Below are 13907 nucleotides of genomic sequence, written 5' to 3'. Positions count from 1 at the left end.
TCCTACAATCGAACGAGGCCCGCCCCCCAGCCAGCCCCAGGAGTAGCCGTGCAGCAGCTTCCGCTCACCGTCGTCGATGCCACCGCCCCTCCCCTCGATGACGGGCAGGAGCGCGAGCCCCGGGAGGAGTGCGGCGTCTTCGGCGTCTGGGCCACCGGTGAGGACGTGGCGAAGCTCTCGTACTACGGCCTGTACGCCCTGCAGCACCGCGGCCAGGAGGCCGCGGGCATCGCGGTCGGTGACGGCCAGCAGGTGCTGGTGTTCAAGGACCTGGGCCTCGTGAGCCAGGTGTTCGACGAGCAGACGCTCAGTTCGATGCCCGGCCACGTGGCGATCGGCCACTGCCGCTACTCGACCACCGGCTCCACCACCTGGGAGAACAGCCAGCCGATCTTCCGCACCACCAACGCCGGCAACGGCGTGGCGCTCGGCCACAACGGCAACCTGGTCAACACCGCCGAGCTGGCGGAGCGCGCGGCCGAGCTCGGCGTGGCCGGCGGCCGGAACGCCGCCACCTCCGACTCGGACATCCTGACGGCGCTGCTGGCCCACGCCGCGGCCGACCGCACCTTGGAGCAGGCCGCGATGGAGCTGCTGCCCACGGTGCGCGGCGCCTTCTGCCTGACCTTCATGGATGAGCACACGCTGTACGCGGCGCGCGATCCGCACGGCGTCCGCCCGCTGTCGCTCGGTCGGCTGGACCGCGGCTGGGTCGTCGCGTCCGAGACCGCCGCGTTCGACATCGTCGGCGCGTCCTTCGTGCGCGATATCGAGCCGGGCGAGCTGCTCGCCATCGACGAGGACGGCGTGCGGTCGACCCGCTTCGCCCAGCCGACGCCGAAGACCTGCATCTTCGAGTACGTCTACCTGGCCCGCCCCGACTCGGTGATCCAGGGCCGGTCCGTGCACTCGACCCGCGTCGACATCGGCCGCCGTCTGGCTCGTGAGCACCCCGCCAACGGCGACCTGGTGATCCCCGTGCCCGAGTCGGGCACCCCGGCGGCCGTCGGCTACGCGCAGGAGTCCGGCATCCCCTACGGCCAGGGCCTGATGAAGAACGCCTACGTGGGCCGCACCTTCATCCAGCCCAGCCAGACCATCCGTCAGCTGGGCATCCGGCTCAAGCTCAACCCGCTCAGGGAAGTGATCCGGGGCAAGCGGCTCGTGGTCGTCGACGACTCGATCGTGCGCGGCAACACCCAGCGCGCGCTGATCCGCATGCTTCGCGAGGCGGGCGCTGCGGAGATCCACGTGCGCATCGCGTCCTCCCCGGTCAAGTGGCCGTGCTTCTACGGCATCGACTTCGCCTCCCCGGCGGAGCTCATCGCCAACGGCGGCGGCGCCGACTCCGTGGAGGCGATGGTCGAGTCGGTGCGGGCCGCGATCGGCGCCGATTCGCTGGGCTACATCTCCTTGGACGAGATGACCGCCGCGACGGAGCACGAGGGCGAGTCGATGTGCCGCGCCTGCTTCGACGGGGTCTACCCGATCCCGCTGCCCGAGCCCACCTCGATGGGCAAGGCCGTGCTCGAGAACATGCTCAAGGCGGGCTCGTCGGCGGGCGACCCTCTGCAGGCCGACAACGACAACGCGTCGGCGCTGCGCCGCCCGTAACCCGGGGCCGCGGAATGCGGCGGGGGCCGCTTCGTCGGGAGTCCGGTAGCCTATGCATCCGTGACGGATTCCAACACCCAGCCGCCGCAGGGCGCCTCGTACGCCGCAGCAGGAGTCGACATCGAGGCCGGTGACCGGGCCGTCGAACTCTTCAAGCCGCACGCCAAGCGTGCGACGCGGCCCGAGGTCATGGGCGGCCTGGGCGGCTTCGCCGGCCTGTTCGCCCTCAAGAAGTACCGGGAGCCGGTCCTCGCGGCCTCGACCGACGGCGTCGGCACCAAGATCGCCGTGGCGCAGGCCCTGGGCAAGCACGACACCGTGGGCATCGACCTGGTCGCGATGGTCGTCGACGACCTCGTCGTGACCGGTGCCGAGCCGCTGTTCCTCCAGGACTACATCGCCGTGGGCAAGGTCGTCCCGGAGACGGTCGCCGAGCTCGTCGGCGGCATCGCCGAGGGCTGCGTCCGTGCCGGCTGCGCCCTCCTGGGCGGCGAGACCGCCGAGCACCCCGGCCTGATGGCCGAGGGGGAGTACGACCTGTCCGCGACCGGCGTCGGTGTCGTGGAGGCCGACGAGGTGCTGGGCCCGGACAATGTGCGCGCGGGCGATGTCGTCATCGCGATGAAGAGCTCGGGCCTGCACAGCAACGGCTACAGCCTGGCCCGCAAGGTGCTGCTGGACTGGGGCCACATGGACCTCGGCGGCTACGTCGAGGAGTTCGGCCGCACGCTGGGCGAGGAGCTGCTCGAGCCCACCGCCATCTACGCCCTGGACTGCTTGCGCCTCACCCAGGAGACGCAGGTGCGCACCTTCTGCCACGTGACCGGCGGTGGTCTGGAGGCGAACCTCGGGCGTGTGATCCCGGAGGGCCTGGTCGCGGAGCTGGACCGCAACACGTGGAGCCCGTCGGCGGTGTTCGCGCTGATCGCTCAGCGCGGCCGCGTGGAGCAGGCCGAGATGGAGAAGACCTTCAACATGGGCGTCGGCATGGTCGCGATCGTGGCCCCGGAGGACGTCGACCGCGCGCTGGCCGTGCTCACGGCCCGGCACATCGACAGCTGGGTCCTGGGCACGATCAAGAAGGCCGACGGTGCGGGGGAGCGGGCCGTGCTGAGCGGCTCGCATCCGAAGTTCTGAAGACAACGCCATAGGCACCGTGACCGGTGGTCACGGTGCCTAGAGGCAGGAGTGCGTCGAGGAGGGTGCGGCGCGCGTCAGGCGCGGCGCCACTCGTCCTCGCGGTAGGGATCGCCCGCGACGTCGCTCCACTCGGGGTGCGAGGCGATCACATCGGCCTCCTCGTTCTCACCCGTTGCCAGCTCGTCTTGCAGCCTTTTCAGGTCAGTGCTGGGCGAGCTGTACTTGAGTTCGCGTGCAACCTTGGTCTGCTTCGCCTTTGCCCGGCCGCGGCCCATGGGGGACCCCCTTGCGCAATGAAGGGGCGGCCAGCTACCGGATTGCCCGGCGGGTGGCGGCCCCTTTCTCCGTCTACTAATTCTTCCTGGGGCCCAGTTTAGCGTGCTCGTGCCGATGGTGCTGCCGCCTGGGTGTCAGTCGGCGCGTTGGAGGGCCCGCGCGGCGTCCCGTTCGACCTTCGGGGGCAGGTCATCAGCATCGAGAAGGGTGCGCAACCGCTCGGGCCGTGCCCCCGTGAACAGGTCCCGGATCGTCGCGCCGTGGTCCGGGACGTGGGCGACGGTGACCGGGTCACCCGCCGCGACGGGGCCGGGTGCGAGGACGCGGAAGTAGGCGCCGCTGTCGCCGCGCTCGGTGAACCGCTTGACCCAGCCGTCCTCTCCGGACCACAGCGCGAAGGTGCGGCACGGGGTGCGGGGGATGGTCGCCTCGAGCTCGAGCGTGTTCCCGATGCGGAGCCGGGTGCCGACGACGAGGTCGGTGGTGTCGCCGTCGAGGCGCAGGTTCTCGCCGAACCAGCCGAGCGGGAGCTCGCGGCCCAGCTCCTGCGCCCAGCGCCGCGCCTCGTGGTCCGAGTAGGCGTACACCGCTTGCTCGTGTCCGCCGTGGTGCCGGGTGTCGCAGACGTGGTCGGTGGCGAGGCCGAGCGGGCCGACCTCGACGGGGCCGTCGGCGGGCCGCTTGTCGATCGCGGTCCGCTGGTCCGGCTTGCGCGGGTCGAGCCGGAGTTCCCGATCGACGACGCAGACGGCGAGCACCCGGGTCGGCGGGGCCGGCTGGGGCGCCGTCACCGGCCGCGTAGCCGGTCGACGGCGGACCGTCCGGCCTGTTCGCCCGCGTCCGCCGACGGCGTGACCTCCGTGTCGATCGCTGCTGCGGCGCCGCCCGCGTCGAGCTTCGCGTCGTCGGGGATCGACCGCTTGATCAGTGCGAGGGCGATGGGGCCGTAATCGGCGTGCTCGACGACGGTGCCGAGCCGGCCGACGGTGCGCCCGTCCAGCGTGACGGGGTCGCCCGTCGCGGGCCGCGCGTAGGCGGAACCGTCGAGGTGCAGCAGCACCAGGCGGCGGGGCGGCCGGCCCAGGTTCTGCACCCGGGCGACCGTCTCCTGCCCGCGGTAGCAGCCCTTGTCGAGGTGTACCGCGGTGGCGATCCAGTCCGTCTCGTGCGGGATGGTCTTGACGTCGGTGTCCAGGCCCTGCCGGGCGTGGGCGGCGGCGACCCGTCGGGCCTCGTAGGCCCACGTGCCCGCCGGGCGCGCCCCGGCGGCGACGACCGCGTCGAAGGCGGCGGCCAGTCCCTCCCGCGGCACGATGAGGTTCACCTCCCCGGGCTCGGCGCGGCAGACGCCGTCGACCTCCGCGGTCACGGCCTCGGCGTCTGGGCCGATCACCGTGAGCACCGCCAGGTCCGGGCGCGCCTGCACCTGCACGTCGGAGCGGAACACCATGCGCTGGAGGTAGGTCGCGAGGTCCGGGCTGAGCGGCGCCTCCGCGGGGGCGAGCGCCGCGGGCTCGGTGTCGAGATAGGTGGTGCCGTCGACGTCGATGAGGTGGAAGTGGTCGAGCACGCGGCCGCTGCCGTCCAGGTTGAGGTCCTGGGTCGCGGTGCGGTCGGGCAGGTGCGTGAGGTGCTGGCTGGTGATGGAGTGCAGCCAGCTCAGCCGCTCGGGACCGGTCAGCGTGATCACCCGGCGGTGCGAGCGGTCGATCACCGCCGCGCCGCGCTCGGCGGCCCGCTGCTCCGCGAACGGATCACCGAAATGCCAGGTCACGCCGGCATCGGGGGTGCCGTCGGGATTCATGATGCCGGACGTGGAATGAACGTCGATCGCCACGCCTTCAGCCTACGCGCGCCGCCCGTGCGGGGCTCCGGGGCGTCGAATAGTGTTGCCGCCATGGCATCCGTGGTGGTCACCCTGGACGGTTCGGTACGCGCTTCCGACGCGCCGCTGCTCTACGCCGACGATCTCGGGGCGGTCCGGGGCGACGGGTGCTTCGAGACCGTTCTCGTGCGCGACGGTGCGCCGCTCAAGGGTCGTGCGCACCTCGACCGCCTGGCCCGCTCGGCCGCCGCGCTCGGGCTCCCCGCGATCAACGACGGTGCCTGGTGGGCCGCCATGCAGCGGGCCGCGATGCTCTACGGCGAGGACTCCGGCGGGGCGGAGGGCGCGCTGCGGCTCGTGTACACGCGTGGCCGCGAGTCCGTGCCGGGCACGCCCACGCAGTACGTGTCGGTGTCGCCGCTGCCCGAGCGGACCGTGCGGGCCCGCACGGAGGGCGTTTCGGCGATCACGCTCAGCCGGGGCTACTCGACGGGGCTGGGCGCGGACGCGCCGTGGCTGCTGCTGGGTGCGAAGACGCTGTCCTACGCGGTGAATATGGCCGCCGCGCGGTACGCCGCGGAGCAGGGCGCCGACGACGTGATCTTCACCTCCAGCGAGGGCCGGGTGCTGGAGGCGCCGCGGGCCACCGTCGTGGTCGCCCGCGGGCGCACGCTCGTGACACCGCCCGAGGGACAGGGCATCCTGCCGGGAACCACTGTGCGCGCGCTGTTCGACGCCGCGGAGGACAAGGGCGTCGCCACGGCGATCGAGCCGCTCTTCCCGGCGGACCTGGTGATCAACGACGGGGTGTGGCTCGTGTCCTCGATCACGCTGTGCGCGCGCGTGCACACCCTGGACGGCCGGGCCCTTCCCGAGGCTCCGATGGACGAGACCGTGCGCGCGCTCATCGAGACGGGCATTCAGAACACGCCGTAGGTCTTCCGGACATTTCGGGCACCGGATGCGGAGCTGAGCCAACCGGATTACCGTCCCGCAGATGAGTACGCGCACCGACACCGAGGCGACCGGCCACGAACTGGGGACCAGCCTCAAACCGCGGCACATCACGATGATCTCGATCGCCGGGGTGATCGGGGCCGGCCTGTTCGTGGGCTCGGCCAATGCGATCAAGCTGGCGGGACCGGCGGTGCTGATCTCGTACACCCTGGCCGGGCTGATGGTGATCCTCGTGATGCGGATGCTCGGCGAGATGGCGACGGCGCAGCCGGACACCGGCTCCTTCTCCACCTACGCCGAACGCGCCCTCGGCCGCTGGGCGGGTTCGACGATCGGTTGGTTGTACTGGCTGTTCTGGGTACTCGTCATTCCGGTCGAGGCGACGGCCGCGGCGGTGATCCTGTCCAAGGTGGTGGGCGGGCCCCAGTGGTCGTGGGCGTTGGTCGTGGTGGTTCTGCTCACCGTCACGAACCTGTTCTCGGTCGGCAACTACGGCGAGTTCGAGTTCTGGTTCGCGCTGATCAAGGTGGTGGCGATCGCCGCCTTCCTGGTGTTGGGCGCGCTGGCGATCTTCGGGATCCTGCCGGGGTCGAGCGTGTCGGGTGTGCATCACCTCTGGGACACGGGTGGATTCATGCCGAACGGGATGAAGGCGGTGCTGGCGGCGATGCTCACCACGATGTTCACGTTCATGGGTTCCGAGATCGTGACCATCGCCGCCGCCGAGTCGCCGAACCCCGAGAAGGGGATCACCAAGGCCGTGAACTCGGTGGTGTGGCGGATCTGCCTGTTCTACCTGGGCTCGATCTTCGTGGTGGTCGCCCTCGTCCCGTGGAACACCGTCGACGGTGCGACGGGCTCGTACCAGGCAGTGCTGAAGGCGATGAACATCCCGGCCGCCGCCGGGATCATGGACGTGGTGGTCCTGGTCGCGGTCGCGTCCTGTCTCAACAGTGCGCTCTATACCGCGTCCCGAATGCTGTACTCGCTGGCGCGGCGGGGGGACGCCCCCAGCGCGGCGGGGCGGACGACGGCGCGCGGGGTACCGGCCGTCGCGGTGCTGGCGTCGATGGCGCTCGGGTTCTTGGCGGTGATCGGTAACTACGTGTTGCCGGACAAGCTGTTCGGCTACCTGCTGGCGACGACGGGCGCGGTCGCGCTGTTCGTGTATCTCGTGATCGCCATCAGCCAGATCGCGCTGCGGCGGCGCGCCACGACGCCGGCGCCGATCCGGATGTGGCTGTTCCCCTGGCTGACCTACGCGGTGATCGCCTTCATCGTGTTCGTCATCGTCGCGATGATCCTGGACCCGGACCAGCGCAGCTCCGTCGGGCTGTCGACGGCCCTGGCGGCCATCGTGCTGATCGCGAGCGTCGTGCACCAGAAGCGCACCGAGAAGCGGGGTCGGCCTTCCCGGGTGTGAACTGGGACAAGTGTCTCGACAGTAGGGGCGGCGACCGTCTACTATCCCAATTAGTACTACGGAGTGTAGTAACAGTTCCTCAGCCCACGGAGCACACATGACCGCACTCGACATCGCCCGCTGGCAGTTCGGCATGACCACGGTCATGCACTTCATCCTGGTCCCGCTGACCATCGGCCTCGCGCCGATGGTGGCGGCGATGCAGACGATGTGGCTGATCACCGGCAAGAACGCCTGGCTCAAGGCCACCAACTTCTTCGGCAAGCTCTTCCTCATCAACTTCGCCCTCGGCGTGGCCACCGGCCTCGTCCAGGAGTTCCAGTTCGGGATGGCCTGGAGCGAGTACAGCAAGTTCGTCGGCGATGTCTTCGGTGCGCCGCTCGCGCTCGAGGGCCTCATCGCCTTCTTCATGGAGTCGACCTTCATTGGCCTGTGGATCTTCGGCTGGACCCGACTGCCGCGGCTCGTGCACTTGGGCTGCATCTGGATGGTCGCGCTGGGGGTGAACGCGTCCGCGTACTTCATCATCGCCGCGAACTCGTGGATGCAGCACCCCGTTGGCGCCACCTTCAACCCGGAGAAGAACCGGGCGGAGCTCACCGACATGTGGGCGGTGTTGACCAACTCGACCACGCTGGCCGCGTTCCCGCACACGGTGTTCGGCGCGTGGCTCACGGCCGGGACCTTCGTCGCGGCGATCGGCGGCTGGTGGATGGTGCGCGGCATGCGCCGCGGCGACGCGGACGCGATCGAGCTGGCGCAGTCCTTCCGTCCCGTCACCCGGTTCGGCCTGGGCGTGATGATCGTCTCGGCCGTCGGGCTCGGAATCACCGGTGACGCCCAGGCCAAGCTCATGTTCGAGCAGCAACCGATGAAGATGGCCTCGGCGGAATCGCTGTGCCACACCGAGACCGCCGCCTCGTTCTCGATCCTCACCGTGGGGACGCACAACAACTGCGAGTCCGTGCAGCACCTCATCCAGGTGCCCTATCTGACCTCGTTCCTCGCCAACGGCGACCCCCACTCGACGCTCAAGGGCGTCACTGAACTGCAGCAGGAGTACGTCGAGAAGTTCGGCCCCGGCGACTACCGGCCCAACCTGTTCGTCTCCTACTGGGCCTTCCGGTTCATGATGGGCTGGTCCATCGGCTCCGGCCTCCTGGCCCTGGCCGGCCTGTGGGTCACCCGGCGCGGGCGCGTCCCGTCGTCGAAGTGGTTCAGCAGGCTCTGCCTGATCGCCCTGCCCACCCCGTTCCTCGCCAACAGCTGCGGCTGGGTGTTCACCGAGATGGGCCGCCAGCCGTGGGTGGTGGCGCCGAACCCGAGCGGCGACCCGACGATCCGGCTCATGGTCTCGCAGGCCGTGTCCGGCCACTCGACCGCGATGATGGCCTTCTCGATCATCACCTTCGCCGCCGTCTACGGGGTGCTGTACATCCTGTGGTTCCTGCTGTTGCGCCGGTACGTGATCCAGGGGCCCGACCTGCACAGCCCGCTCGACGGTCACGACGACCACGACGACGGTGCGCCGCCCGGCGGGGGCGAGAACGCCGACGGCCCGGAGGGCGCCGGCGCGAAGAAGTCCTCGTCCGACCAACTGTCGTTCGCGTACTAGGAGACGGTCATGACACTTCCCGACTACTGGTTCCTCGCGATCGGTTTCCTGTTCACCGGCTACTTCGTGCTGGACGGCTTCGACTTCGGCGTGGGCATGCTCATGCCGATCCTCGGTCGCAAGCGCTCCCACCCCGACGCCGAGCAGCGGCGCCGCGTACTGCTCAACACGATCGGTCCCGTCTGGGACGGCAACGAGGTGTGGCTGATCACCGCCGGCGCAGCGATGTTCGCCGCGTTCCCGGTCTGGTACGCCACCGTCTTCTCGGGGTTCTACCTGGTGCTGCTCGCGATCCTGGTGGGGCTCATCGTCCGGGTCTGCGCCATCGAGTGGCGCGGCAAGATCGACGACCCGCGCTGGCGCGGCTGGGCCGACTTCGGCATCGGCCTGGGCTCCTGGATCCCCGCGTTCGCGTGGGGGCTGGTGTTTGCGAACATCGTGCACGGGGTGCACATCGACGGCCGTGGCCGGATGACCTCGGACGTCTGGGACCTGCTCAACCCGTACGGTCTGCTCGGCGGGGTCGCCCTCCTCGGGCTCTTCCTGCTGCACGGAGCCGTCTTCGTCGCACTCAAGTCCGACGGTGACGTCCGGGTGGACGCCCGGCGGTTCGCGGCCCGGATCTGGTTGCCGGTCACGGTGATCGGCGCGGTCTTCGTGGTGTGGACGCAGCTCGCCCATGGCAAGCCCTGGACCTGGGTCATGGTGGTGCTGGCCGCGGCGGCGCTCGTCGCGGTAGGCCTGCTGATCCGTGCCGATCGCGAACTCGCCGCCTTCCTGTCGACCTCGATCGCGGTGATCGGGGTGAGCGTGCTGCTCTTCGGCTCGCTCTTCCCGAACGTGTTGAACGCGACCGATCCGGCGCGCTCGATCACCATCGAGGCCGCGGCGTCCTCGCACTACACGCTCGTCGCGATGTCCTGGTGCACGGTCGTGCTGCTGCCGCTGGTGATGATCTACCAGGCGTGGAGCTATGTCGTGTTCCGCAAGCGGATCTCCGTGGCCCAGATCCCGCCGTCGATCGGGCTCAGCCCGCGTGCCTGACGCCGCGCGGCGTACCGGGCCGATCGACCCGCGGCTGCTCCGGTACGCCCGCAGCTCGCGCGGGCTGATGGCGGTCGTGATCGCGTGCGGCGTCGTCGAGACCGCCGCGATCATCGCCCTGGCCTACGGCGCCGCGATCGTGCTCTCGCGCCTCGTGACGGGCCCGCAGGACCTGCCCGGCCCGATCGCGCTCGTGGCCGGCGCGGTCGCGGTGCGCGTGGCGGTGACGCTCGGGCGGTCGCGGATCGAGCGGCGCGCCGCCGACCGCGTGGTCTCCGAACTGCGGTCCGCCGCGCTGGGCGCGATCGGCCCCGGCCGCCCGGCGGTGGACCGGGAGGAGCTGCGGGTCGCGCTGACCCGCGGCCTCGACGACCTGCCGCCCTACCTCACGGGCTACGTCCCGGCGCTGGCGCTCAGCGTGATCGCGACGCCCGCGCTGGTGATCGCGATGTTCTTCGCCGACCCGATCTCCGGTGCCATCGCGCTCGGCACGCTACCGCTGCTGCCGATCTTCATGGTGCTGATCGGCCTGCTCACGCGTGACCGCACCCGGCGGCGTCTCGCGGCGATGGCACGACTGTCCGCACGCCTGCTCGACCTCGTCGCCGGCCTGCCGACGCTGCGGGCACTGGGGCGCCAGCGCGGACCGGAACGCACTGTGCGGGAGCTGGGGGAGCGCAATGCCGCCGAGACGATGTCCGCGCTGCGTATCGCCTTCCTCTCCTCGATGGCGCTGGAGCTGCTCGCCACACTCTGTGTGGCGCTGGTGGCGGTGGGCATCGGCCTGCGCCTCGTGTTCGGCGAGATGTCCCTGTTCGCCGGGGTGTTCGCTCTGATCCTGGCGCCCGAGGTGTACCAACCGCTGCGCCGGGTGGGAGCGAGCTTCCACGCCGCTGAACAGGGCGTCGAGGCCACCTCGCGGGTCTTCGCCCTGCTCGACGCCCCGGAACCCGCACCGTCGCAGGGCAGCCCGCGGCCGGGCGTGCTGCTCGCGCGGGGCGTCAGCGTGGTCGGGCGGGACGGGGCGGCACCGTCGGGCTTCGACGGGGCCTTCCGGCCGGGCCGCATCACCGTACTGACCGGGCCCAACGGATCCGGCAAGTCCACGCTGCTCACCGTGCTCGCAGGCTTGACCGCGCCGGACGCGGGCACGGTCACCGTCGACGGTGCGCCGCTGGCCGGCGGCCCCGACTGGTGGGCGCACGTCGCGTGGTGTCCGCAGCACCCGTACCTCGAACCGGGCACGCTGGCACACAATTTCACCCTGCTCGGCGCCCCCGCGCCCGAGACCGTGCCGGAGGTCGTGGCGGCCACGGGGCTCGACGAGGTGGTGGCCGAGGCGGGCTGGGATCGTGCGGTGGGCGTCGGCGGTGCCGGACTCTCGGCGGGGCAGCGGCAGCGGCTCGCACTCGCCCGCACCCTCGCGCTCGGCCGCTCCGTGCTCCTGTTCGACGAGCCCACCGCGCACCTCGACGAGGCACTCTCCGCGCGCGTTCTGGCGGAACTGCGTGCGCGGGCCGATTCCGGAGCGGTGGTCGTGGTGGCCGGGCACGACGCGCAGGTGCTCGCCGCGGCCGACGAGGTGCTGGAGGTGGCCCGTGCGTGACCTGCTGATCTGCCTGCGGGCCCTGCGATCCCGCCCGCTCGCAGTCCTGGCCGCGATCGGCGCCGGCGTGCTCACCGCCGGTAGTGCGTTGGCGCTCGCCGGGTTGTCGGCGTGGCTGATCACGATGGCGTGGACCATGCCGCCGGTGCTCACGCTCTCGGTCGCGGTCACCGCGGTGCGCGCACTGGGCATCACGCGGGGCCTGATGCGCTACGTCGAGCGCCTCGCTGCGCACCGGGTGGCACTGTCCGGGCTGACGGAACTGCGGGTCGCGCTGTACACGCGCCTCTCGCGCGCCGCGCCCGCGGAGTCGGTCCGGCTCTCCGACGGTGAGCTGTTGGCCCGCACCGGCGCCGATGTCGACGCGGTGGGCGATGCGCTGGTACGCACCGTGATCCCCGCCACGGTGGCCGCCGTCGTGTCCGGCGCCGCGGTCGGATGGATGTGGTTCGTCGACCCGCGTGCCGGTCTGGTGCTGGCCGGATGCCTGCTGCTGGCGGGGGTTCTCGTGCCCTGGACCGTCGCGCGGGCCACCCGCGCGCGGGCCGCCGCCGAGGCCGCCGGGAGCGAGGCCTTCGGTGCGGCCGCATCCGCGGTCCTGGACCACGCGGGCGAGCTCGCCGTCGCCGGACGACTCGACGATGTGCGGGCCCGTGCCGCCCGGGCGGAGGACGCCCGACGGTCCGCCGTCGACCGGGCCGCGCGGATCGGTGCGCTCGCCGACGCCGCGATACCGCTGGCCGTGGGGCTCGCGGTGATCGCGGCGCTGCTGATCGCCGGTACCCGCGCAGGCCACGTCGACGCAACGACGCTCGGCATCCTGATCCTGCTGCCGCTGAGCGCCTTCGAAGTGGTTGCGGTGCTGCCCGATGCGGCTCGGCAGTACGTCCGCTCCGCCGACGCCGCGAGTCGGATCGCGCCGCTGTTGACGCTGCCGGCGGTGCCCGCCGGAACCGCCTCGGCTCCGCGGCGACCCGCATTGCGCCTCGGTGAGCTCGAGCTCGCGCCGGGCGACCGGCTCGTGGTGCGGGGCGAGTCCGGCGCGGGCAAGACGAAGCTGCTGCTCGCGCTGGCGGGCCTCGATGCTCGTGGCGGCGAGGTCCTCGTCGACGGCGAGCCCGCGTCGGCGTTCGCGGATCTTCCTGCGGCAGTGGCCTTCTTCGGTGAGGCGGCGCACGTCTTCGCGACGACGGTGGCCGAGAACGTGCGGGTGGCGCGCGGGAACGCGTCCGATGCGGAGGTCGACGCGGCGCTGCGGCGAGTCGGGCTGGGCGAGTGGACCGATTCCCTCCCCGACGGCGTGCGGAGCCCGCTCGAGCACGGCGCGGACTCACTGTCCGGCGGCCAGCGGCGGCGCCTGCTGCTCGCCCGCGCGCTGGTGAGTGACGCCACCGTCGTCCTACTGGACGAGCCGACCGAGCATCTGGACCGGGCCGATGCCGCGCGGCTGCTGGCCGAGATCCTCGATCCGGCAGGGCTGTTCCCGAACCGGACGGTGGTGGTGGCGGGGCACGCGGCCCCGCCGGACGGGGTGCGTCAGCTGGTGATCGAGCGACTCAGGTCGGCGTAGCGCTCCGCACCGGCGCGGACCTCGTCCGACTTGTGCGCGATCGCCTGGAGCGCATCGCTTCCCAGGTAGATGCGGGAGGGCGGATCGGGCAGGGCGGCGATCTGCACGAGGGCATCGGCCAGTCGTACCGGGTCGCCACCCTGGTTGTGGTTGAGCCGGTCCAGGGCCGCGAGCGTGCGGGCCACCCCGTCGTAACCCGGGATCGTGACCTCGGGGCGGCGGGTGGACGAGGCGTCGAGGAAGTCGGTGCGCACGCCGCCCGGGCAGATCGCCGTGAGATCCCCTGTGCCGGACCCGTGACGCTCGCGGAGATGGACGAGAGGTTGAGGATCCGGCCGGTGCCCCGGTCCCGCATGCCGGGCAGGACGGCCCGGATCATCGCCAGGACGCCGAAGACGTTGATGTCGAAGTTGGCCCGCACATCCGCGGGCGAGACCTCCTCGACCGCGCCGAGAAGTGAGTACCCGGCGTTGTTGACGAGCACGTCGATGTGCCGGAACTCCGTCTGCACCTGGGCGACGGCGCGGCGCACGTCGTGTTCATCGGTGAGGTCGACGGCGAGTGCCAGCAGGTTCGGGTCACGCAGTTCGGCGGAGAGCTTCTCGGGGCTGCGGGTGGTGGCCGCGACCCGGGCGCCGCTCGCGAGCGCCGCCTTCACCACCTCCAGCCCGATGCCCTTGGACGCTCCGGTCACCAGCCACACGGGGGAATCGGTCACTAGGGCACCATGCTTTCTACGGACCCCTTCGGGGTGTTCGTGTGAGGAACCTGACGGGGATCGAGGTGACGGCCGTTATCGGTCGCCCTTCGAGGGCTTGTATGACACCGCCGCCCTCG

Annotated in this window: 12 protein-coding genes and 1 pseudogene; 8 read left to right on the top strand and 5 right to left on the bottom strand. The window is 71.2% G+C overall.

What is annotated here, in order from left to right; all coding sequences use genetic code 11:
- Positions 1-48 precede the first annotated feature (48 nt).
- Together purF and purM are read left to right on the top strand one after the other, a co-directional pair.
- Positions 49-1614 (top strand): amidophosphoribosyltransferase, encoded by a 1566-nt coding sequence (gene purF, locus HF999_RS19335; protein WP_168547444.1) that lies wholly within the window; start codon positions 49-51, stop codon positions 1612-1614.
- 60 nt (positions 1615-1674) lie between these two features.
- Positions 1675-2751, top strand: a complete 1077-nt coding sequence (gene purM, locus HF999_RS19330) for a phosphoribosylformylglycinamidine cyclo-ligase (RefSeq protein ID WP_168547443.1) — start codon at positions 1675-1677, stop codon at positions 2749-2751.
- Positions 2752-2828: 77 nt separating this feature from the next.
- On the opposite strand, the gene HF999_RS19325 is transcribed toward purM, so the two are convergent.
- From HF999_RS19325 to ygfZ, 3 genes are all read right to left on the bottom strand, one after another.
- A complete protein-coding gene (locus tag HF999_RS19325; protein WP_068573033.1) occupies positions 2829-3029 on the bottom strand; it encodes a DUF3073 domain-containing protein in 201 nt (66 codons plus the stop codon).
- A 135-nt stretch (positions 3030-3164) separates the two neighbouring features.
- Positions 3165-3821: an MOSC domain-containing protein gene (locus HF999_RS19320; RefSeq protein WP_168547442.1), complete on the bottom strand. Its 657-nt coding sequence runs from the start codon at positions 3819-3821 to the stop codon at positions 3165-3167.
- Entirely contained in the window at positions 3818-4834 is a 1017-nt protein-coding gene (gene ygfZ / locus HF999_RS19315; protein WP_168547468.1) for a CAF17-like 4Fe-4S cluster assembly/insertion protein YgfZ, read from the bottom strand. Before ygfZ ends, HF999_RS19320 begins: the two co-directional genes overlap by 4 nt.
- A gap of 93 nt (positions 4835-4927) precedes the next feature.
- On the opposite strand from ygfZ, the gene HF999_RS19310 reads away from it, so the two are divergent.
- The 6 genes from HF999_RS19310 (at position 4928) to cydC (ending at position 13070) form a co-directional block, all read left to right on the top strand.
- A complete protein-coding gene (locus HF999_RS19310) occupies positions 4928-5791 on the top strand; it encodes an aminodeoxychorismate lyase (protein ID WP_168547441.1) in 864 nt (287 codons plus the stop codon).
- Between the two features lie 61 nt (positions 5792-5852).
- Positions 5853-7235 (top strand): amino acid permease, encoded by a 1383-nt coding sequence (locus HF999_RS19305; protein ID WP_168547440.1) that lies wholly within the window; start codon positions 5853-5855, stop codon positions 7233-7235.
- A 97-nt stretch (positions 7236-7332) separates the two neighbouring features.
- A complete protein-coding gene (locus HF999_RS19300) occupies positions 7333-8850 on the top strand; it encodes a cytochrome ubiquinol oxidase subunit I (RefSeq protein WP_168547439.1) in 1518 nt (505 codons plus the stop codon).
- A gap of 9 nt (positions 8851-8859) precedes the next feature.
- The gene (cydB, locus tag HF999_RS19295; RefSeq protein WP_168547438.1) at positions 8860-9894 is read left to right on the top strand and encodes a cytochrome d ubiquinol oxidase subunit II; all 1035 of its coding nucleotides are present in this window, start codon (positions 8860-8862) and stop codon (positions 9892-9894) included.
- Positions 9824-11500 carry a thiol reductant ABC exporter subunit CydD gene (cydD, locus tag HF999_RS19290; protein ID WP_168547437.1) on the top strand — a complete coding sequence of 559 codons (1677 nt, stop codon included), beginning with the start codon at positions 9824-9826 and terminating at the stop codon, positions 11498-11500. The genes cydB and cydD overlap by 71 nt, the downstream gene beginning before the upstream one ends.
- Entirely contained in the window at positions 11493-13070 is a 1578-nt protein-coding gene (gene cydC / locus HF999_RS19285; RefSeq protein ID WP_168547436.1) for a thiol reductant ABC exporter subunit CydC, read from the top strand. Before cydD ends, cydC begins: the two co-directional genes overlap by 8 nt.
- Here the strand turns inward: cydC and HF999_RS22690 are convergent.
- Both HF999_RS22690 and HF999_RS23190 read right to left on the bottom strand, forming a co-directional pair.
- Entirely contained in the window at positions 13037-13324 is a 288-nt protein-coding gene (locus HF999_RS22690) for a Rossmann-fold NAD(P)-binding domain-containing protein (protein ID WP_246208159.1), read from the bottom strand. The genes cydC and HF999_RS22690 overlap by 34 nt on opposite strands.
- A gap of 26 nt (positions 13325-13350) precedes the next feature.
- Positions 13351-13764: pseudogene (locus HF999_RS23190) on the bottom strand (SDR family NAD(P)-dependent oxidoreductase); the annotation flags it as partial.
- Between the last annotated feature and the right edge of the window lie 143 nt (positions 13765-13907).

It is taken from the genome of Tsukamurella spumae (assembly GCF_012396015.1).
Lineage (GTDB): Bacteria > Actinomycetota > Actinomycetes > Mycobacteriales > Mycobacteriaceae > Tsukamurella > Tsukamurella spumae.
The sequence above is the reverse complement of the archived record's forward strand: the minus strand, read 5'-3'. Positions and strand labels throughout refer to the sequence as shown.